Source organism: Haloarcula vallismortis ATCC 29715, from assembly GCF_000337775.1.
GTDB classification, from domain to species: Archaea; Halobacteriota; Halobacteria; order Halobacteriales; family Haloarculaceae; genus Haloarcula; species Haloarcula vallismortis.
The window spans coordinates 62,544-83,172 of sequence record NZ_AOLQ01000012.1 but is presented as its reverse complement, the minus strand read 5'-3'; the positions used below and the strand labels follow the sequence as shown (position 1 = coordinate 83,172).

Sequence of the window (20,629 nt, the reverse complement as noted above, 5' to 3'; positions counted from 1 at the left end):
GACTTTATTTCGACGGCGACCGTAGCGCTCAGTGGTGTTTCCAATGGGCAAAGACATCCTCATGATCGTCGGCGATTTCGGCGAAGACTACGAGATAATGGTGCCGTTCCAGGCGCTCCAGATGGTCGGCCACAAGGTCGACGCGGTGTGTCCCGACAAAGCGGCTGAAGAGACCATCAAGACAGCGATACACGACTTCCGCGGCGACCAGACCTACATGGAGTCCCGCGGCCACGACTTCGTCCTGAACGCGACGATGGCCGATGTGAATCCCGGCGACTACGACGCGCTGTGTGTGCCCGGCGGTCGCGCCCCCGAGTATCTCCGAACGTACGACGAGGTATTGGACGCGGTACGGCACTTCTTCGAGGAAGACAAGCCCGTGGCGGCACTGTGTCACGGCCCGCAGATTCTCGCCGCCGCCGACGTACTGGACGGTTACGAGATGACGTCGTACCCGGCCTGTCGCGCCGAGTGCGAGGCCGCCGGCTGCTCGTGGGTTGACGAGGTAGTCACCGACGGGAACCTCGTCACCGGTCAGGCCTGGCCCGACCACCCCGAGTGGCTCGCGCAGTTCATGGCCCTGCTCGGCGACGAAGTGTCCCACGGTGACCCGATTCCGGCCGACGACTGAGACAATACACGTTTAGACGAATTCATAACAGCCAAATAACGTGCCCGTTTCCCTCCGTTGAGGCGGGTGGGAACTGGCATAGTGCACCATTACGTTCGCCCGCCTCGTTTTCGACGACGCTGAGAGATAACAGCTGCCAGTAACTAACTGCGAGCACTAACGGAAGCCGCGTACGTGTCACAGTGGCACCAGATTTGTTATGCTGGGGAGCGAACAGTCGTGTGCAATGCCCTCCGACACGCGCTCCACTGACGACCGCGGTTGTCCGAAGTGCGGCCACACCGGCACTGACGTGGGTAGTATCTCGACCACCGGCGGCGGTCTCTCGAAGATGTTCGACATCCAGACAAACCAGTTTCAGGTGGTCACGTGTACAAACTGCGGCTACTCGGAACTGTACCGGGACACCGGGTCCGGCGGGAGCGATCTGGCAGACATCTTCCTCGGCTGACGATGGCCGCCATGACCGGGCTGTTCCTCGTAGCCGTGGTGCTTGCGCTGGCCGCACCGCTGGCCCTGTACGCGCTGGTCCGAAGCGAACACGACCAGCGCGTCGAGACGGACCGTGAGACTGCCGAACGGCTTGCCCGCCGCGATACGAACGACGAAGGCCGAGTGCGGTGAGTAGCCCGGGGCTGTCTCGTCACGGTAGGGGTGTGGCGTTCATACATTGAGACAGCACTACGAGGGTCCAGAGCGGTGCAACCTCCGAATAAACTCCAAACAATGGGAGAGTGTACCGATGTCGAACCTTTTATCATAACACTCGCACAACGTCCGACCATGGTTGACAAAGAAGACCTTCGATCACAGTTCGTCGATGCGTTCGAGGAAGCAGACTACCCGATTTCCAGCCCGATGGACCTCGTTCCGGCACTTCCGGGCGGCCCGTCGACGAAGTTCGAGTCCGGTGACTTCTCGATGACAGCGATGGAACTGAACACGAAGCTCAACGGGGAGTTCCCGTACGAGAGCGTCGACGACTTCGTCGACGACGTCATGGCCTCGCTGGAAGATCAGGACCTCATCTAATCGGCTACACTGACCCCGACCGCTGTACCGGTCTCGCGCCACAACTCGTGAGATTTCCGGACGAGCGAGTCGGGAGCTGTCTCCGCATACCCTTGAGGTTTATCAGGGCAACGCCCCTATTCTGGGTATGGTCGGTTTGCCGGGGATCGAGACGCTCGTTCGAACCTTTGGACCGTTTCTCATCCCCGCGACGCTGTTCGTTCTGGGTGCCATCGGCTATCTGTTCCTGTGGCTCCTGACCCGGAACCGGCGAGAAACGTACGCTGCCGACGAGTGACAGCAATCGTCCGGACGTGTCCGGTACGCGCGAATTTGTTGGAACCGCCAATCTTTTGGGTTAGATTCGTCTAATTTGGTGTATGCTGAGTGCCAAGATGGAGGATTATCTGAAGGCCATCTATCGCCTCGAGCGGGACGGCGACCCGCCGATTGCTCCGTCTACTATCGCCGAGATGCTGGACGTTACCGCACCGACGGTCACCAGTATGGTCGAGAAGCTGGCCGACCGCGGGCTGGTCGAACGCGAGAAGTACAAGGGCGTGCGGACGACACCGGAAGGCGAGACGGTAGCCCTAGAAATCATCCGCCACCACCGCTTGCTTGAGACGTTTCTCACCGAGCAACTGGGCTACGACTGGGCCGAGGTCCACGAGGAAGCGGAGGTACTCGAACACCACATCAGCGAGGAGTTCGAGTCCCGGGTCGCGGCTGTTCTCGACGAGCCGGAGTTCGACCCCCACGGGGACCCGATTCCCAGCGACTCGCTCGACCCCATCGACGACGAGTCCGCGACGGCGCTGTCAGAGCACAGCGAAGGGGGACAACTCGAAGTCGCACGGGTCCGTGACCGCGACCCCGACGAACTCACGTATCTCTCCGATGCCGGTATCACACCGGGAACCGTGTTGACCGTCGAGGAAGTCGCGCCCATCGGGATGGTGACGGTCCAGCTAGAGAGTGGGTCGTCCGTGTCGCTCCCGGACCATATCGCCGACGCGATTCAGGTCCGCGCACCGGACACGCAGGGCGAAGACGGAGTGAGCCAGGCGTGAGCGACGCGACGTGGCTGACAGTGGTCGCGATAGCAGCCGGTGCGCAGCTTGCGGTCCTCCCCGGCGAGAAAGTCCAGTTCATCATTGCTGGCCTGTCGACGCGGTTCAATCCGTTCCTCGTCGTCAGCGCCGCGGGGACGGCCTTCGCCGGCTGGACGGCGCTTGAGATCTGGTTCGGCTCAGCGATTACGTCGGCACTGCCTGACATCGTTCTCGAAAGCCTCACCGCCGGGATGTTCCTGCTGTTCGCGATACTGCTGCTCCGTAGCGCCCCGGCGGCCGATTCAGAGCAACAGGAACCTGCATCCGGCTTCACCACCGATGGGGGCCAGTTGGACGTGCGTGTCCCCGTCGTCGACCGGCAGGTTCCGAACAAGCTCGGCGGCTTCCTGCCCATCTTCGCGATGATGGCCTTCGGTGAGTTCGGCGATAAGACCCAGCTCATTACGATCACGCTCGCCGCTCAGTACAGCGCCCACGCCAGCGCTATCTGGACTGGGGAGATGCTCGCCATCATTCCGGTGAGCCTCGTCAACGCACTGTTTTTCCACCGGTTCACCCACCGTTTCGACCTGCGGAAAGCGCACTTCGTCGGCGCAGGACTGTTCCTGTTTTTCGCCGCGGATTTCGCTCTGAGCGTGACGATGGGGTTCTCGCTGTGGGAAACCATGGTCTCGTCCATCGCGGCGCAGATGGGCGTCTGAGGCGGGCAGTGTTGTCACTTGGATATGGCCCTACTAGTGGGTGCTCTCAGTCCTGACTGATGCTTTCGAGTTCTCGCGTTTCATCCGGAGCGCCGGTCTGCCGGACGTTCCCGGCAAGGACCGAGAGGGCGTAAATCCCCACTGCGACGAGAACGATGACGCCGCCGGCTGTCGCACCGACGTAGTACGAGATACCGATACCGAGCAAAACAGCGAGTTCAGCCAACACAATCGAGACCAGCAGTGATTCAGAGAAGCTTCGGGACACCTGTGTCGCGCCGGCGACCGGGACGACCAGCATGGCCGCGACGAGGATGACGCCCATTATTTGCATCGCACCGACGACGACGAGCGCCGTCAGCATCACCATAATCCGGTTGTACCAGGCGACCGGGAGTCCAGAGACGGCGGCGGCGGTCTCGTCGAACGTGACGTACAGCAACTGGTTGCGGGTCAGCGCGACCGTCGCGACGATGATGCTGAACAGCCCGAGCATGATGACCGCGTTCTCGGCGGACACCGTCGAGAGGTTACCGAAGAGGTACTGATTGATACCGACGGCCAACCCGCCGGCGTTGAGGCTGATGAGGACCGTCCCTAGGGCGAACCCCGTCGAGAGGACAATCGCCATCGACACGTCGTTGTAGGCGTCTGTCGCCTCGGAGATGAGTTCGATGAGCAACGCCGCGATAACGGCCACGACGACAGCGGTGAGATACGGCGAAACGCTCAGTTCGAGAACGGCGTTGAGAAACAGCCCGACGGCGACGCCGGCGAAGGCCGTGTGGGCGAGTGCATCCCCGATGAGCGCGAGCTGACGGTGGACGAGAAAGGTCCCGATTAGCGGCGCGATGACGCCGACACACAGCCCGACCAGTATCGCCCGATACATGAACGTGTACTCGGGGTTGATAAGCTCCAGTCCGGTCAGGTGGTAAAGCAGTGTCAGGAGCCAGTACCACACTTCGAGGATCGGAACGAACGCCTCATACACGCCGCCGGCAAACGCGAGCGTCATCCGTTGCCTCCGGTCAGCAACCGCGTACCCGTCCCGAACGCTCTGGCTAGTGCCGCACTGTCCGTGAATTCCGCTGATGGCCCGTCAAAGTAGATCTCCTGGTTCAGACAGATGACGCGCTCTGCGTGTTCGATGACGGCCTGCAGATCGTGTTCGATAAGCAGGACGGTGATGCCGTCGACGTGGAGCGATTCGAGCAGTCCGTAGAAGGCGTCGACCGATTCGGTGTCCACGCCGACGGTCGGTTCGTCCAGCACGAGCAGGTCAGCCTCACCCGCGAGTGCCCGGGCGATAAACGCACGCTGGCGCTGCCCGCCAGAGAGTTGGGTGATTCGCCGGTCGGCAAAGGCCGACATCCCGACTGTGTCGATAGCCCTGTCGACGATACGCCAGTCGGCTGCGGAAAGACGCCCGAACCCGACGTGTGGAAACCGGCCCATCTTCACCACTTCGCGGACCGTAATGGGCATCTCCCGACTCGTCCCGGCGCGCTGTGCGACGTAGCCGACTCTGGCTCCGTCGTCGAACGCCGTCGCGTCGACGCCGAACAGCTTTGCAGTCCCGCTATCAGGCTCCAGCAGGCCGAGCAACAACTGCATGAGCGTTGACTTGCCGGACCCGTTGGGGCCGACAACGGCGACGTACTCTCCGGCGTCGATGCTGACAGTGATGTCTTCAACGACAGGCGTAGACGTGTACCCGAACGACACGTCTGTGAGGTCGACGACTGATGGCCTGCTTTCGTTCGATTCGGTCGTCGCTTCGTCGGTATCGTCTCGGTGGTGTGAGCGCATTGTCGGTTTCATTCAAAATTCCGCCAGTCCTCGCTCCAGCCGTCGGGGCCCGCGTCTTCAGGTGCTGTGTTGCCCAGAACGACCTCGAACGTCGGCATATTCACACGGTAGGCGATTTCCTCGTACCCCCAGCTGTTTTCCACCCACTCCTCGCGGACGCCAGCATACGGCGTCACCGGATAGTAGGCTTCGACCGATGTTTCGGCGAGTAGCTGCTTGGCGGGCTTGCGCGTCTCGAAGACACCGGCTCCGATGTACCGGATATCGTTGTCATCGATGACCGCTTTCGCCTCAGTGATGTCAGAGGGCTTCACGTCCCCGCTGGCAGCGAGGTTAACCACGAGCGGACGCATCTCAACGCCGTAGCGCGTTCCGATGTACTGGAATGCGTTGTGCGCCGCGAGCTGGACCACGTTCCTGTCGGCCCGGTCGAAAATATCGGCGTAGTCCGCGTCGATGCGGTCGAGAACGTCCGAGTTGTACGCCTCGGCGTTGTCTCGGAGCGTGTCTTCGGCGTCGGGTGCGAGCGCGACCAGCCCCTCTGTGATGTTGTCGACCGACTGTTTCGCGCGCTTGGGGTCAAGCCAGAAATGCGGGTCGCTGGCCCTGTCCTGTCCGACGCCCTCTTCGTCGCGGTCGAGGCTCGCCGCGAGCGATTCGAGTTCGATGCCCTCGCGGACGTTGATGAGTTCGGTATCGACGTTGTCGTCTTTGAGCGTCTGAATCGCGCGGTCGGCCCAGGGCTGGAAGTCCGGGCCGACGTGGATGAACGCGTCCGCGTCGATGATATCTCGCGTGATTCCGGCGTCTGGTTCCCAGCCGTGGCCGTGCAGTCCGGTTGGGATGAGGTTCTTGACCGTTATCGACGTCCCGCGTGCGACCTTGCGGGCGAAGTCGTAGAAACTGAAGAACGAGGCGACTGCGACCGGCCCGTCCGCGCCGTCCGTCCCGCCGCTGCTAGTCGATGCCGCTTCTCTCCCGCCGCCGGTCAGACAGCCGGCGAAGCTGGCCGCAAAGGCTCCCGCTCCGGCACAGAGTGCTTGCCTGCGGGTAACGCCATACGGCCGATCGTCACAGGGTTGGTTACTTGCCATGTGTGGCTTGCTATCGGAGAAGAATATAACAGTTTCCATCTAATAATAGAATTAGACTAGTCTAATCAAAGCCCCCTCGTGCCTGAAACCCACTCTGTGGCACAGACGCGGGTGTGCACAACACATAAACCGGCGCTGGAAGTTGGTCCGATATGCCCGGACTCGACGACACAGACCACGAAATCCTCAGACTGCTACTCGAAGACGCCAGGCGGCCCTACAGCGACATCGCGGAGCGAGTGGATCTCTCGGCCCCTGCAGTCTCCGACCGCGTCGACAGGCTTGTCGAGATGGGACTGATACAGGGGTTTACCGTCGATGTCGACCGCTCACTGCTACAGGCCGGCGTGCCAGTCCTGATCGATGTCAGTGCGAAGCCGGGTCAAGCCGCCGACATCGCTGCAGAGGTCAGCGACGCAGATGCCGTCGAGCGGGTCTATCGAACCGCCGGCGGCCGAGTAGTACTGGTAGCGAACGTCTCCCAGTCCGATGCCAGCGAACTCCTCGCCGAACACGTCGACCTCGGGGATGTGGACCGTTACGAGGTCCAAATGATCGCGGACAGCGAGTGGACCGCTGGGTTGGGGGAAGCGGAGTTCGCACCTGACTGTGCGGAGTGTGGCAATAGCGTCGACGAGGAAGGCGAACAGCGCACGCTCGACGGTGAGCGGTACTACTTCTGCTGTGGCTCCTGTGCCGAGCGGTTCGTCGACCAGTACGAGTCGCTGAAAGACGGGGCCTGAATGCAATCTGAAGTTCAGAATGGTATCTTCTCGCCGGCTTGACTTTAATTCTAAAATCCACAGCCGAATCTGACCTTCGAATCAAAGGGACAAACCGCATGAATATGGGGGGCGTACAATAAGACAAGATGAGCAACCGGACCACTCGGCTCGAACTGACGGGGATGAGCTGTGCCAACTGCGCGGGCACCATCGAAGAGTCGGTGGGCGAGCTGGACGGGGTTACGTCCGTCGACGCGAATTACGCCACCGACGAGGGGAGTGTCGAGTACGACCCTGCTGTGGTATCACTGGCCGACATTATCACTGCCGTCGAGGACGCCGGCTACGGCGTAGCGACTGAGACAGTGACTATCGGCATCACCGACATGTCGTGTGCGAACTGTGCGGCCACTAACGAGGAGGCGCTGGAAGGGACCGCAGGCGTCATCGAAGCCAGCGTGAACTACGCTACCGACGAAGCACAGGTCACGTACAACCCGGCCGACGTGTCGCGTTCGGACCTCGACGACGCTATTGAGGCCGCCGGCTACACGCCCGTCCGGGGCAATGACGGTGACGGCACCGGCGGCGAACAGTCCGGCGCTGACCGCCGCGCCGCCGCACGTAACGAGGAAACGCGCAGACAGCTCCGGCTCACGCTATTCGGAGCGGTGTTCTCTGCCCCGCTCCTGCTGTTCATGGCGGACCACCTGTTCTCGCTCGGCCTCGTCGGCGAGACGATTCTGGGAGTGCCACAGGGCTGGGTCGCGTTCGCGCTGGCGACACCGGTCCAGATTTTGCTTGGCAAGCCCTTCTACGAGAACTCCTACAAAGCGCTGGTCAACAACGGCCGGGCCAACATGGACGTGCTCATCGCGCTTGGTTCCTCGACGGCGTACGTCTATTCGGTGGCCGCGCTGGCCGGCCTCATCGCGAGCACGGGGCTGTACTTCGACACGGCCGCGCTGATTCTCGTGTTCATCACGCTCGGGAACTACCTCGAAGCCCGCTCGAAGAGCCAGGCCGGGGCCGCCATCCAGCAACTGCTGGAGATGGAGGCCGACACGGCGACGGTCGTCCGTGACGACGGCAGCGAGGAAGAGGTTCCCATCGACGAGGTGGGGGTCGGCGACCGGCTGAAAGTCCGACCCGGCGAGAAGATTCCGACAGACGGCGTCGTCGTGGACGGCGATTCAGCCGTCGACGAATCGATGGTGACCGGCGAGTCCGTCCCGGTCGAGAAAGGCGCGGGCGACGAGGTCATCGGCTCGACGGTGAACCAGAACGGTGTCCTCGAAATTGAAGCGACGAAGGTCGGCTCGGAGACCGCTATCCAGCAGATCGCCGAACGGGTCCGGCAGGCTCAGTCTCGACAGCCCGACATCCAGAACGTCGCCGACCGCATCTCAGCGTACTTCGTCCCGGCAGTCATCGCCAACGCCGTCCTCTGGGCGGTGCTGTGGGCGGTCGCGCCGGAGACGCTGGCCGCCGTCGTCGACGCGCTCCCGCTGTGGGGGCTGGCTGCGGGCGGCCCGGCGGCCGTCGGTATCTCAGAGTTCGCCGTCGTCGTGTTCGCCTCCGCCGTGCTCATCGCCTGTCCCTGCGCGCTGGGACTGGCGACGCCCGCCGCGACGATGGTCGGGACGGCTATTGGCGCGCGCAACGGCGTCCTGTTCAAAGGCGGCGACGTGCTCGAACGCGTCCACGAGGTTGACACCGTCGTCTTCGACAAGACGGGGACCCTGACGAAAGGCGAGATGGAACTCACAGATGTCGAGGTCATCGGTCCCGCTGCGGACGGCGGGACGCTCAAGCCAGAGACCGGACGGACCGAGGCGTTCGTCCTCGAAGTTGCTGCAAGCGCCGAACACGCCAGCGAGCACCCACTGGCCGAGGCCATCGTTGAGGGCGCACGCGAACGCGGTATCGAAGTGGAGGACCCCGACGAATTCGAGAACGTCCCTGGCCAGGGGGTGAAAGCGACGACGCGCCACGGTCGCGTCCTCGTCGGCAACCGGAAACTGCTGTCCGAGGCCGGCGTCGACACCAAGCCGGCAGAGGAGCGGATGGACGCGCTCGAACGTGAGGGCAAGACGGCGATGCTAGTCGCACTGGCTGACGGGGCCAACGAGAGCAGCGACCCGGATTACCGTCTCATCGGCATCGTCGCCGACGCCGACACGGTCAAAGAGTCTGCGAAGGCCGCCGTTAGTGGCCTGCGCGAGCGTGGACTGGGCGTCTGGCTCATTACCGGCGACAACGAGCGAACGGCTCGTGCTGTCGCCGAGGAGGTCGGTATCGACCCCGATAACGTGATGGCCGACGTACTCCCCGAGGACAAGGCCGACGCCGTCGACGAACTCCAGAGCAACGGCGACCAGGCGATGATGGTCGGCGACGGGGTCAACGACGCGCCCGCGCTGGCGGCCGCGAGCGTCGGCTGTGCCATCGGCTCGGGGACCGACGTGGCAATCGAGGCCGGGGACGTGACGTTGCTCCGGGACGACCCCGCCGACGTGGTGAAGGCCATCCGGGTCTCCGAGGCCACGCTCCAGAAAATAAAACAGAACCTGTTCTGGGCGCTCGGATACAACACCGTGATGATTCCGCTAGCCTCGTTAGGACTCCTCCAGCCGGTGCTCGCCGCCGCCGCGATGGCCGCCTCGTCCGTGTCGGTGCTCGCAAACAGCCTCGCCTTCCGCCGGTACAAACCAGATTCGGAGTACCGGCTGTTCGGTTTCCTTCGTCGCTGAGCGGGAACCGTCTCCAGCAGACTCATTTGTCGCCGGGTCCCACGTGCGAACAGTGACTGCTGAGGAGCGTGTCGCCGACGAGCCGATGGGGCAGACAGTGTCACAGCCGGGCGGTGTCGGCGTTCGGCTCCGTGCGCTCTGGCGCGCGCTCGTCATCGTCTGGCAGTTCGTCCCGCTGCTCTGGCAGTGGGGCCGGGACCGCAAGCGGTTCCTTCTGTTCGGTCGGTCCCGGTCGGTGACCCCTGAGACACGGATGCGGCGCGCTCGCTACCTGAAGGACACGTTTGTCGACCTTGGCCCCGCGTTCATTAAACTCGGACAGATGCTCTCGACCCGGCCCGACGCGCTGCCGCGGGCCTACGTCGACGTGCTCTCGGAACTACAGGACAACGTCCCACCGGACGCGTGGGCGACCATCGAGCCTGTCATCGAACGGGAGCTGGACGACGACATCGACGCGCTGTTCGAGGAGTTCGACACGACGGCGATATCCGGGGCCTCGCTCGGGCAGGTGTACGAAGCGCAGGTCGACGGCCAGCGGGTCGCGGTAAAGGTCCTCCGTCCAGACATCAGGACACGTGTCGAGTCGGACCTGCGCGTGCTATCGACGTTGCTGCCGGTGCTCACGTACGGCGCGGACCCCGGCCAGGCGTTTACGCTCGAAAATCTCACTGAAGAGTTCGCGGCGACGGTCCGCCGGGAGATGGACTACGGCCACGAAGCGCGGATGCTCCGGGAAATCGGCGACAACTTCGCAAACGACGACGACATCGCCATTCCGGACGTCGTCGGGAGCCACTCGACGGACCGCGTGCTGACGATGACGTACCTCGACGGCGTGAAGATCGACGACGTGGAGCGGCTGGACGAACTCGGCATCGATAGGCCGTCGCTCGTCCGCCGGCTGGAGGAAGTGTACATCCAGATGATCGTCGAGGACGGCCTCTTTCACGCCGACCCCCATCCCGGTAATCTGGCGGTCCAGCCCGACGGGACGCTCGTCTTCTACGATTTCGGGATGACCGGCTACCTCGGTCCCCGGACGCAGGACCAGTTGCTTGAGTTCTACGTCGGACTGGCGACAGACGACGTGGACCGCGTGATGGACGCCTTTGTCGAGATGGGGGCACTGGACCCGATGGCCGACCGTGACGTGATGCGGGAGGCCTTCGACATCGTCATCGAGCAGTTCCGGGGCGAGGACATCAGCGAGTACCGTATCGAGCAACTGGTCGGGCAGTTCGAGACGCAACTGTACGAGTTTCCGATGCGCCTCCCACAGGACCTGGCACTGGTGGTCCGCGTGACGACGGTGCTCGAAGGCGTCTGTCGGACGCTCGACCCCGAATTCGACTTTATCCAGATCATCTCGGAGTACGTCATGGAGCAGGGGGCCGGAGACGATGTCAGGGAGCGAGTGAAAGCAGAGATAGAGGACGCGGTGACGGGATCGACTCGGTCGGCTGTCCGGACAGCGCCGAAGCTAGAGGACGCCCTCGACAGAGTCGAACGCGAAGAACTGCTTGTCAAGACCGTCCTCGAAGACTCCGACGGACTGAGCCGAGTGCTCGCGAAGCGGCTCCTGCTTGGTATCGTTGCCAGTGCCGGCGTGCCGGTGAGTGCCTACCTCTACACTGTGAGCGGGCTTCAGCCTGCAGCCCTCGCACTGGGCGGGAGCGCGGCGGTGGTCGGCGTTCTCGCGTGGTCGTTCCGCCGGCGGCGCGGACCGGCGCTGTCGACCCCGCAGTTCACCCGCCACGAGATGCAACAGCGGCAGGCGACTGACACTGCAGAGAGAGAAGAGTAGTCAAGCCGCTGTTCTCAACGACACAGCACCGCTTAGAGTTCGCCCTCGGCCGCCATGTCCCGGATTTCTGCGGCCCGCTCGCGGATCTCCGTGAGTTCCTCGTCGCTTTTGTTGTCGACGTGGCTGTACATCAGCCCCATCCGGTGGTTCGACCGGAGCGTCTCCTCGTTGCGGTCGAGGAAGTCCCAGTACAGCGCGTTGAACGGACAGGCACCGTCGCCGGTGGTCTTCGTCTTGTAGTATTGACAACCCGAACAGTAATCGCTCATCTTGTCAACGTAGTTCGCCGATGAGGCGTAGGGCTTGGTGGCGAACACGCCCGCGCCGTAGAGTCCCATCTCGACGACGTTCGGGGTCGTCACCCAGTGGAAGGCGTCGACGTAGCCGGCGTGGAACCACCGGTTGAGCTGGGCCGGTTCGACGCCGTAGATGAGCCCAAAATTGGCAAGCACCATCAGCCGCTCGATGTGGTGTGAATAGCCTCGTTTCCGGACCCCGTCGACCACGTCGGAGAGGCAGGCCATGTCGGTGTCGCCGTCCCAGTAGAAATCCGGCAGGGCCTCGCTCGCGCCAAGCTGGTTTGCCTCGGCCAAGTCCGGCATCTCCCGGCGGTAGACATGCCGGAGGAACTCACGCCAACCGAGCACTTGCCGGACGAACCCCTCGACGCTGTTCAGGGGCGCGTCGCCGTCCTCGTAGGCCGCAATCGCGCGCTCGATGACCTCCGCCGGACCCAGCAGGCCGAGATTGAGCGACGTGGAAAGCAGGCTATGGCTCATCGCCCACTCTCCCGCCACCATCGCGTCCTGATACGGTCCGAACTCGGTTAGTCGGTCCGTAACGAAGTGGTCCAAGGCGCGGACGGCCTGTCGACGAGTAACGGGCCAGCGGAACGGTTCGGGGTCGGCCCAGTCGCCGCCGTACGGTCGCTCATCGTAGCTACCCTCAAACGTTTCTTCGACCCACTCGATTACGTCCTCGGTTACGGCGTCCGGCTCGAAGCGCGGTGACTCCGGCGGCGTCCACCCATCGGGTGGTGTCTCCCGGTTCTGATCGTCGTAGTTCCACTCGCCGCCGATGGGGTCGCCCTCGTCCATCAGGTAGCCGGTCTCCTGGCGCATGAATCGATAGAAGTCTTCGTGGCGGTAGCGACCGTCACTGCACCAGTCGTCGAACTGGGCGGGGGAACAGAGGAACCGTTCGTCGGCGACGAACTCTACTGTTCCGCCGGCATCGGCCGCCAGCGATTTGAGCCGCGCCTGTGCGGGCTCGGTCTGTGGTCGGGGGGTTACGAGCGTGTCGTCAGGGTTGGCTTCGAAATGTGCTGCCAGTCCAGCCTCGAAGGTCGCTGTTTGCTGGTAGTGCACCGTTCGGCCGGCGTCCCGGAGTTCGTCGCGGAAATGCCGCATCGCGCTGAACAGCAGAATCAGTTTGTGTGGGTGGTACGGTAGCTTGCGAGCGAACGACTCGGATTCTATCAGAAGCACTGGTTCGTCAGGCCGTCGAGCGACAGGACCGGACCGCCGGACGAGGTGGTCTCCGCGAAGCCAGACAGTCATCGACAAACAGACACTCCCATTGGTCTTCCTGTGGGCCTGTATCAGCATCAATCCCCGTCCGAACTGTGTTGGTATTCCGGGATAGCGGGACGATGAAAACCTCAATTATTGTCTCTTTACAAACGACAGAAACGACTCGCTTATACGTGCACAGTCACAACTTTAAGTGTATGACAGACGACCTCGATAGACGGACGTTCATCCGCGCGACGGCAGCCGTATCAGGCGCTGGACTCCTCGCTGGCTGTGGCGGGTCCGGCGGCGATGGCGGTAGTGGCGGCGACGGTGGCAGCGACGAAACGGAAGCCGCCGAAACCGAGGAGATGGCGACCACTGAAGCCGAGGAGATGGACACCGAGAGCAGCGGTGGGATGGAAACCGTCGAAGCGTCGAGCGAGGTTGCGGACTACGTCGGCGAGTCGTCTAATTTCGACGGGAACACGGTCGTGATGACGGATCAGGACGAGGTTTCCGTTGCAGTCGGGGCCGAAGGAAACGGCGGCGCGTTCGCCTTTGACCCGCCCGCAATAAAAGTCTCGACCGGAACGACGGTCGTCTGGGAATGGACCGGCCAGGGAGCCGGCCACAACGTCAAGTCCGAGGGCGACGGCCCGCTCGACTCGGGCTCGGCTGTTGCAGAGGAAGGCACCACCTACGAATACACGTTCGAAGAAGCCGGCACCTACCTCTACAACTGCGTCCCGCACAAGGCGCTCGGGATGGTCGGCGCAGTCGTCGTCGAATAACGCGACTTGTCGCAATCGGGTTTTTATCGTGTTACCAGCGCAGAGCGACTGGTAACGTACAGCGAGTACGCGATGATGACGAATCCGACCGCCGTGAGCGCGTTCTCGAAGATGAGTGCAACATCGGTCGGTAAATCGAACAGTTGGTCCGCGACGCCGGCGACCAACGATCCGACAGTAATCGTCCCGAATCCGACGGCGAGATACGTGAGCCCGGTTGCCCGCGTTTTTAATGCTGCACGAACAGCGAAGTAGGTGATGAGCCCACCGAGTAGCACTGTTACAGTCTTGAATCCGATAACGATGAGTGGGATATCTCCGTTCATAGTTCCTCGCTAACACGTGACCACAGGAGGGCGAGCCTATCGCTTGGCTGCTCCTCGGCCGGCAGAACGTCGACCTCGAACGTACCGTCAGGGTCGATGCCGACGAACACGCCATCACAATCTCGGACGTACGCCGTCGCGTGATGGCCGTCGGCACGCACATCTGTTTCCTCGGCGACGAGCTCGGCCTCGCTCAACTGTTCGAGCTTCCGGTAGGTGCTTGTCTGGGGTAGATCACAGACAGAGGCAACCTCCTTGGCTGGCAACGGCTCGTCGAGCACCCTGAGTATGTAGCGACAGTCAGGGTCGGCGAGGGCGTCGAACAGCGCCTGTGTCTCGCTCACGTCGTTGTGTGCCACGGCGGGACCTCTCAGGGTACGGGCGGAAGTGGTTCTGCGGACGGTTCGATTCCGATATGACGGGGCAGCGACCTGAATCCTGTGGGATACGTCGACCCCAGTGTCCTGCGGTACCCCGGTAGCGGTTTCCGGCCAGTGTCGGAAATATAAAAGACCCTCAGATAAAGGGTGACTGTTCGTTTCCAGAATCTGGAAAGGGCACACCCCCTTTTCTATCATCGCAGGACAACGACTAGCTTGCTATGCAACGGCCCTCCACTCGCAGACAGTTTCTCACAGGCACAGGCTTAGCAGCCCTCGCCGTTACCGCCGGGTGCGTGTCCTCGGGGAGCAGTTCGGAACCAGCGGCGGAAACCGGCACCGAAACCCCTACAGCGACTGAAACTGCAACGCCTGAATCGACACCCGAGTCCCTCGACGACTGGCTTGAGGACGCTAACGGGTACGACGGCGAGCTCCGCAGATACGGACCGCAGTCCCGACCAACAATTATGCTTGGCGAGGAGACAGACGATGGACTGGCGTTCAGCCCACCGGTCATCGAAGTTCCGCCGATGACGAACGTTCGGTGGGACTGGACGGGCCACGGCGGCCAGCAGAACGTCGTCGCGCTCGACGGCACCTTCGACAGCGGCCGGACGAACGCTCAGTCCGGGACGATGTATCACTACTTCTTCGAGGAGACCGGCGAGTACCGCTACGTCTCCGAACCGCACCGCGACGATGGTATGAAGGGTGCGATTATTGTGAAGGAGCCGCCGTCTTCAGGCAACACAGAACTCGACGAGTGGCTTGTTGAGTCAAGTAACTTCGACGGCACCATTGCCGACCGCACCGACACTGACACTGCAACTGTTACAGCCGGTGCAGACGGCAACGGTGGGCAGTTTGCCTTCGACCCGCCTGCACTGAAAATCTCGACTGAGACGACCGTCCGCTGGGACTGGACCGGCGACGGTGGCCCGCACAACATCGTCTCGAAAGACAATGGCCCGCTCGACTCGGAACTCGTCGCTGACGAGGGGAGCGCCTACGAGCACACATTCGAGGCAACCGGGACGTACCTGTACTCGTGTAAACCACACGAGGGACTGGGGATGAGAGGCGCAGTCGTCGTCGAATAGCAATCTGAGCTAGCGTCGGAGCTGCCGTGCTGGCCGCCTATGGAATCTTGACGCTGTGTTTGAGCGTGCCGATTCCTTCGATTTCGACTTCGACCTCGTCGCCGTCTTCCATCGGGCCGACGCCCTCCGGCGTTCCCGTGGCAATGACATCGCCCGGTTCCAGCGTCATGTATGACGTTATCTCGGCGATTAGTTCGGGGACGGAGAAGATGAGGTGTTCGCGGGAGGAGGATTGTTTCGTCTCGCCGTTCAGTCGGAGTTCGATGCTGGCGTCTTCCGGGACGTGTTCCGGTGTGGCCACGAGCGGCCCGATGGGACAGGCGTTGTCGAAGGCCTTCCCACGGACCCAGTTCTGCTCCTGCCGCTGGTCGTCGCGGTTCGAGATGTCGTTGACGCAGGTGTACCCTGCGACAACATCCATTGCGCCCGATTCGCTGACGTTCTTGCACTGCTCCCCGATGACAACGCCGAGTTCGGCCTCGTAGTCGATGCGTTGCTTCCCCGAGGGCATCGTGAGGTGTTTGCCGTGGGACGCGACTGCGTTTGGCGCTTTGAGAAACAGCATCGGCCGGTCCGGGAGCTCCGAGTCCATCTCCTCGGCGTGGTCGGCGTAGTTGCGCCCGATACAGACGACTTTCGTCGGCTCGCAGGGCGGGAGAATATCCACCTCGTCGGGGGCGTAGGACTCGTCGCCGAAGGCGATACGGCCGTACGGTCCGGCGGCGGCGGTGACGACGGGTTCACCGTCCTCGACGGTCCAGCGACCCCCCCGGACGTTCCCCGCGGTATCACGGAATCGAACGCGCTTCATGTCACCGTTCTCTCAGGGCCGACAGATAAGCGTTTAGGAGGGGGAAACCGGACCACAGCGGCCTGTTCGACGGCTGTCTACTCGTCCATCGTCACCTGCGGTGTCGCGGCGAGCAGAAGTGTGACCGAACGGCTTTTGAGACGGGACGGGCTACGCTGGGCCGATGAACGTCCTCGTCGTTGGTGCCGGCGCGATGGGCCAGTGGTTCGCACGCACGGTCCAGACCCATGCCGACGCGTCCGTCGCTTTCACCGACCTCGACCAGTCGGCCGCTGAAGCCGCTGCAACCGCGGTCGGCGGGCGCGCTGTCACCAGCGACGCGGCCGAGACTTTCGATGTCGTCTGCATCGCGGTCCCGATGCCCGTTGCCGAGACGGCTATCGACGAGTTCGCGCCGCTGGCCACGGGCGCAATCGTCGACGTGACGGGGAGCATGGCCGGCCCAATTGCGGCAATGCAGAACGCGATGCCTGACGGCCAGCGACTGAGCCTCCACCCGCTGTTCGCCCCCGAGAACGCGCCCGGGAACGTCGCCGTCGTCACCGATGCACCGGGGCCGGAAACCGAGGCCGTCGTCGACGCCATCGCCGCGGCCGGGAACAACTGCTTCGAGACGACGGCGGCGGAACACGACGAAGCAATGGAAACGGTACAGGCCAGCGCCCACGCCGCCGTACTCGCATTTGCGATGGTAGCCGCCGACGTGCCCGACCGGTTTCAGACGCCGATTTCGGCCGGCCTGTTCGACCTTGTCGAGCAGGTCACTGGTGGCGACCCGCGAGTGTACGCCGACATCCAGGACACCTTCGACGGTGCGGACGCGGTCGCCGACGCCGCCAGCAAACTCGCCGACGCCGACGCAGATACGTTCGAACGGCTCTACGAGCAACTCTCATGAATCAGGACACACGCCAGCAGATACGCGAAAACGCCCAGTACCTCCGCAACGTCCGACCGCTGGACCCCGAGGAGCTACAGGAATACGTCGAGGGCCAGCCCCACCCAGCCGTCGTCAAACAGGTGCTCCGGGAGGAAGCATTCGACCTGGGCATCGTCGAACAGGACGACGGGACCTTTGTCCCGGCACCGGAGGGCCGCCTCTCGGTGGATTTCGGCGGTGTCGACCGGTTCCCGGACCGCTACGAGCAGCAGGTCATGGACCTGCTGACGGAGTGGGGTGGGCTGGAGTGGTACGACGGTGAACGGGGTGACGAACTCCGCGAGCGCATCCGCGACATCAAGGAGCGGTACCTCCAGGGCCAACCCGTAGAGTACGACGAACTGACAGCGCTTGGCTACGCTGTCTACCACCTGCCGGACTACTACGCCGTGGCGAAGTACGTCCTCGCGGACCTCGCTGCTGACGGACTGCTCCCGTCGCAACTCCGCGTGCTGGACGTAGGAGCAGGCGTCGGCGGCCCGGCGCTCGCACTGCGTGACCTGCTCCCCGACGACGCCCTGCTGGACTACCACGCCGTCGAGCCAAGCGCCGCAGCGGACGTGCTAGAGGAACTGCTGGAAGACAGCGGTCAGAACGTCCGCTGTGAGATTCACCGGGCGCTCGCAGAGGAGTTCGAACCCACAGGAGCGGATGCAGCGGAATACGACCTCATCATCTTCGGTAACGTCCTCAGTGAACTCGACGACGCGGCGGCGACCCTCTACCGGTACGTCGAGGCCCTTGCCGATGACGGGACGTTGCTGGCGCTGGCTCCTGCCGACCGCAACACGGCGATACAACTCCGAACGGTCGAGCGTGAGGTGGCCGACGGCGGGCCGGCGACGGTGTACGGGCCGACGGTGCGGCTCTGGCCCCACCAATCGCCCGACAGCGAGTCGTGGTCGTTCGACCGGAAATCCGACATCGAGGTGCCGACCATGCAACAGCGTCTCGACGACCCCGCGGACGGGACCGGCGAGTTCGTCAACACGGACGTACAGTTCGCCTACAGCGTCCTGCGAACAGATGGGAAGCGAATGCACGACGTGACGCCGGACCGCGGCATCCACGCACCGATGGCTGAGGCCGAGAACTACGTCACCGACCGGGTGAATTTTCTGGGTGTGAAACTCAGTCACGACCTCGCCGAGCGGGAGGGCGCGAATCCGCTGTACTTGCTCGGCGACGGAAGCCAGCAGGTCGATCACTTCGCCGTGCTCACCGAGGCATCGATACTGAACGAAGACCTCCGGACAGCCGACTACGGCGACCTGCTGTCCTTCGAGAACGCGTTAGTGCTCTGGAACGACGACGAGGAGGCCTACAACGTCGTCGTCGACGGCGAGACGGTCGTCGACCGAGCCCGCTAGCGGTGGGCTTTTCTCGGGGACGGCCCGACAGAGCGTATGGACGAGCCGACGATTCTGCTGACGAACGACGACGGCATCGAGAGCGCCGGCCTCCGGGCGGTGTACGACGGTCTCTCGACAGTCGGCGACGTGACCGCTGTCGCCCCGGCGGAAGACCAGAGCGCGGTTGGTCGGGCTATTTCCCACGAAGTGACCGTCCACGAGCACGAACTCGGCTATGCTGTTGAGGGGACGCCCTCGGACTGCGTTGTGGCGGGACTAGAAGCGCTCGTCACCGACACCGACCTCGTCGTCGCGGGCTGTAATCGCGGAGCAAACCTCGGTGCGTACGTCCTCGGCCGCTCGGGGACAGTCAGCGCCGCCGTCGAGGCCACCTTCTTCGACGTACCGGCGATGGCCGTCTCGATGTATATCCCGGTCCGCGAAGACGCTGCCTTCTCCGATATCGAAGCTAACGGGGAGAGCTACCGCGAGGCGGCGAAGGCAACGACCTACCTTGCCGACCACGCCGCCGATGCCGGCGTGTTCGAACAGTGCGACTACCTGAACATCAACGCCCCCGTCGCCGAATGGGGTGACGCACAGATGACGGTCACGCGACCGTCTCACCTCTACGAGATGGACGCTGTTCAGGATGGCGACGCCGTGACCCTCCACGACCGCATCTGGGAGCACATGGCCGACGGCGACATCCCCGACCCCGAGGGGACGGACCGTCGCGCCGTCGTCGACGGAAAAGTCAGTGTCTCGCCACTGACCGCACCACACACGACGGAACACCACGAGGCTCTCGACGCCATCGCAGAGACCTACGAACCGAGAGACAGCGGCGAGGCAGCCGACTGAGCGGGCGATGCGGTTCCGCAACGCCATCCTCTTCGTCGCGCTGGCAATCGCCTGGGGCAGTGCCTTCACTGCCATCAAAGCCGGACTGGAGTACTTCCCGCCGATCCTGTTTGCAGCGTTCCGCTACGACCTCGCCGGGGTGTTGATGCTCGGCTACGCGGTGTACGCTACCGACCAGTGGGTCCCGACGGGCCGGACCGACTGGATCGTCGTGGGAATCAGCGGCTCGCTCATGATCGCCGCGTACCACATCTTCCTGTTCGTCGGCGAGCAGGGGACCACCAGTGCCGCCGCCGCTATCGTTGTCAGCCTCTCGCCAATTCTCACGACCGGGTTCGCGCGTGCGTTCCTCCCGGACGAACGGCTCACGACGCTGGGTATCATCGGCCTCCTCGTCGGGTTCGTCGGCGTCGGCGTTCTCAGCAACCCCGACCCGAGCAACCTACTCGACCCCCGAACCGTGTCGCTGTTCCTAGTGTTTCTTGCGGCCGCGTCGTTCGCCCTCGGGAGCGTCCTGACCCGCCGGTTCGACGACGATCTGGAGATCGAGACGATGGAGGCGTGGTCGATGCTGCTCGGTGCAGTGCTTATGCACGGTGTCAGCCTCGGAGCCTCCGAATCACTCGCCGACGTGCAGTGGACTGCCGATGCCGTGGTGGCCCTGCTGTATCTGGTTGTCATCGCCAGCGCGCTGGGCTTTCTCATCTACTTCGATCTGCTGGAGCGACTGGGTCCCATCGAGATTAACCTCGTCTCCTACGCCGCGCCGGTCGTCGCCGCCGCCACTGGGCTGCTGTTCCTCGGTGAGACACCGACGGTCTACACGGGTGTCGGATTCACCTGTATTCTCGTCGGGTTCGCGCTGTTGAAACGAGACGCGCTGCGAAGCGAGGTCGCGCGATTCAGCGGGTCGCCGAACCGTAGCGATTGAGGTC

Annotated in this window: 23 protein-coding genes; 16 read left to right on the top strand and 7 right to left on the bottom strand. The window is 63.2% G+C overall.

All coding sequences use genetic code 11. The features are described 5' to 3' along the window. Nucleotides 1-43: 43 nt before the first annotated feature. The 7 genes from C437_RS04385 (at nt 44) to C437_RS04365 (ending at nt 3,422) form a co-directional block, all read left to right on the top strand. On the top strand, nt 44-634 hold the full coding sequence (locus tag C437_RS04385) for a DJ-1/PfpI family protein (protein ID WP_004515680.1): 591 nt from the start codon (nt 44-46) through the stop codon (nt 632-634). 226 nt (nt 635-860) lie between these two features. Next, a complete protein-coding gene (locus tag C437_RS04380) occupies nt 861-1,085 on the top strand; it encodes a zinc ribbon domain-containing protein (protein ID WP_049919606.1) in 225 nt (74 codons plus the stop codon). A 2-nt stretch (nt 1,086-1,087) separates the two neighbouring features. After that, on the top strand, nt 1,088-1,258 hold the full coding sequence (locus tag C437_RS20315) for a hypothetical protein (RefSeq protein ID WP_004515678.1): 171 nt from the start codon (nt 1,088-1,090) through the stop codon (nt 1,256-1,258). Between the two features lie 159 nt (nt 1,259-1,417). Then, a complete protein-coding gene (locus C437_RS04375; RefSeq protein ID WP_004515677.1) occupies nt 1,418-1,666 on the top strand; it encodes an MTH865 family protein in 249 nt (82 codons plus the stop codon). 127 nt (nt 1,667-1,793) lie between these two features. Beyond that, nucleotides 1,794-1,943, top strand: coding sequence for a hypothetical protein (locus C437_RS20470; RefSeq protein ID WP_004515676.1), 150 nt, complete (start codon nt 1,794-1,796; stop codon nt 1,941-1,943). An 82-nt stretch (nt 1,944-2,025) separates the two neighbouring features. Beyond that, nucleotides 2,026-2,718, top strand: coding sequence for a metal-dependent transcriptional regulator (locus tag C437_RS04370; RefSeq protein ID WP_049919600.1), 693 nt, complete (start codon nt 2,026-2,028; stop codon nt 2,716-2,718). Further along, nucleotides 2,715-3,422, top strand: coding sequence for a TMEM165/GDT1 family protein (locus C437_RS04365; RefSeq protein WP_004515674.1), 708 nt, complete (start codon nt 2,715-2,717; stop codon nt 3,420-3,422). Before C437_RS04370 ends, C437_RS04365 begins: the two co-directional genes overlap by 4 nt. Nucleotides 3,423-3,468: 46 nt before the next feature. Here the strand turns inward: C437_RS04365 and C437_RS04360 are convergent, their stop codons facing one another. The 3 genes from C437_RS04360 to C437_RS04350 are packed head-to-tail and all read right to left on the bottom strand — an operon-like array spanning nt 3,469 to nt 6,328. After that, a complete protein-coding gene (locus C437_RS04360) occupies nt 3,469-4,440 on the bottom strand; it encodes a metal ABC transporter permease (RefSeq protein ID WP_004515673.1) in 972 nt (323 codons plus the stop codon). Next, the gene (locus tag C437_RS04355) at nt 4,437-5,234 is read right to left on the bottom strand and encodes a metal ABC transporter ATP-binding protein (protein ID WP_049919605.1); all 798 of its coding nucleotides are present in this window, start codon (nt 5,232-5,234) and stop codon (nt 4,437-4,439) included. Before C437_RS04355 ends, C437_RS04360 begins: the two co-directional genes overlap by 4 nt. A gap of 8 nt (nt 5,235-5,242) precedes the next feature. Continuing rightward, nucleotides 5,243-6,328, bottom strand: a complete 1,086-nt coding sequence (locus tag C437_RS04350) for a metal ABC transporter substrate-binding protein (protein ID WP_004515671.1) — start codon at nt 6,326-6,328, stop codon at nt 5,243-5,245. A 152-nt stretch (nt 6,329-6,480) separates the two neighbouring features. Here C437_RS04350 and C437_RS04345 point away from each other — a divergent pair, with 152 nt between their 5' ends. The 3 genes from C437_RS04345 to C437_RS04335 all read left to right on the top strand — a co-directional run bounded on the left by C437_RS04345 (nt 6,481) and on the right by C437_RS04335 (nt 11,613). Continuing rightward, on the top strand, nt 6,481-7,071 hold the full coding sequence (locus C437_RS04345) for a winged helix-turn-helix transcriptional regulator (RefSeq protein ID WP_004515670.1): 591 nt from the start codon (nt 6,481-6,483) through the stop codon (nt 7,069-7,071). 128 nt (nt 7,072-7,199) lie between these two features. Continuing rightward, entirely contained in the window at nt 7,200-9,806 is a 2,607-nt protein-coding gene (locus C437_RS04340) for a heavy metal translocating P-type ATPase (protein ID WP_004515669.1), read from the top strand. A 52-nt stretch (nt 9,807-9,858) separates the two neighbouring features. Next, nucleotides 9,859-11,613 (top strand): ABC1 kinase family protein, encoded by a 1,755-nt coding sequence (locus C437_RS04335; RefSeq protein ID WP_049919599.1) that lies wholly within the window; start codon nt 9,859-9,861, stop codon nt 11,611-11,613. A gap of 32 nt (nt 11,614-11,645) precedes the next feature. Here C437_RS04335 and C437_RS04330 read toward each other — a convergent pair whose 3' ends face one another. Further along, nucleotides 11,646-13,172, bottom strand: coding sequence for a cryptochrome/photolyase family protein (locus tag C437_RS04330; protein WP_004515667.1), 1,527 nt, complete (start codon nt 13,170-13,172; stop codon nt 11,646-11,648). Between the two features lie 170 nt (nt 13,173-13,342). Between C437_RS04330 and C437_RS04325 the strand changes: the two genes are divergently transcribed. After that, complete coding sequence (locus C437_RS04325) at nt 13,343-13,918, top strand: halocyanin domain-containing protein (protein ID WP_004515666.1); 576 nt, start codon at nt 13,343-13,345, stop codon at nt 13,916-13,918. Nucleotides 13,919-13,941: 23 nt separating this feature from the next. On the opposite strand, the gene C437_RS04320 is transcribed toward C437_RS04325, so the two are convergent. Further along, the gene (locus C437_RS04320) at nt 13,942-14,244 is read right to left on the bottom strand and encodes a DUF7521 family protein (protein WP_004515665.1); all 303 of its coding nucleotides are present in this window, start codon (nt 14,242-14,244) and stop codon (nt 13,942-13,944) included. Then, the gene (locus C437_RS04315; protein ID WP_004515664.1) at nt 14,241-14,603 is read right to left on the bottom strand and encodes a winged helix-turn-helix domain-containing protein; all 363 of its coding nucleotides are present in this window, start codon (nt 14,601-14,603) and stop codon (nt 14,241-14,243) included. The genes C437_RS04320 and C437_RS04315 overlap by 4 nt, the downstream gene beginning before the upstream one ends. Before the next feature lie 317 nt (nt 14,604-14,920). Between C437_RS04315 and C437_RS04310 the strand changes: the two genes are divergently transcribed. Further along, a complete protein-coding gene (locus C437_RS04310) occupies nt 14,921-15,727 on the top strand; it encodes a halocyanin domain-containing protein (RefSeq protein ID WP_004515663.1) in 807 nt (268 codons plus the stop codon). Nucleotides 15,728-15,764: 37 nt separating this feature from the next. Here the strand turns inward: C437_RS04310 and C437_RS04305 are convergent, their stop codons facing one another. After that, nucleotides 15,765-16,538 (bottom strand): fumarylacetoacetate hydrolase family protein, encoded by a 774-nt coding sequence (locus C437_RS04305; RefSeq protein ID WP_004515662.1) that lies wholly within the window; start codon nt 16,536-16,538, stop codon nt 15,765-15,767. 163 nt (nt 16,539-16,701) lie between these two features. On the opposite strand from C437_RS04305, the gene C437_RS04300 reads away from it, so the two are divergent. Genes C437_RS04300 through C437_RS04285 form a run of 4 tightly spaced genes read left to right on the top strand, consistent with a single transcriptional unit; the run spans nt 16,702 to nt 20,625 of the window. After that, nucleotides 16,702-17,436 (top strand): prephenate dehydrogenase, encoded by a 735-nt coding sequence (locus tag C437_RS04300; RefSeq protein ID WP_004515661.1) that lies wholly within the window; start codon nt 16,702-16,704, stop codon nt 17,434-17,436. After that, nucleotides 17,433-18,848 (top strand): small ribosomal subunit Rsm22 family protein, encoded by a 1,416-nt coding sequence (locus C437_RS04295; RefSeq protein WP_004515660.1) that lies wholly within the window; start codon nt 17,433-17,435, stop codon nt 18,846-18,848. The genes C437_RS04300 and C437_RS04295 overlap by 4 nt, the downstream gene beginning before the upstream one ends. Before the next feature lie 36 nt (nt 18,849-18,884). Beyond that, the gene (surE, locus tag C437_RS04290; protein WP_004515659.1) at nt 18,885-19,694 is read left to right on the top strand and encodes a 5'/3'-nucleotidase SurE; all 810 of its coding nucleotides are present in this window, start codon (nt 18,885-18,887) and stop codon (nt 19,692-19,694) included. A 7-nt stretch (nt 19,695-19,701) separates the two neighbouring features. Next, complete coding sequence (locus C437_RS04285; RefSeq protein WP_004515658.1) at nt 19,702-20,625, top strand: DMT family transporter; 924 nt, start codon at nt 19,702-19,704, stop codon at nt 20,623-20,625. The last annotated feature ends 4 nt before the right edge of the window (nt 20,626-20,629 follow it).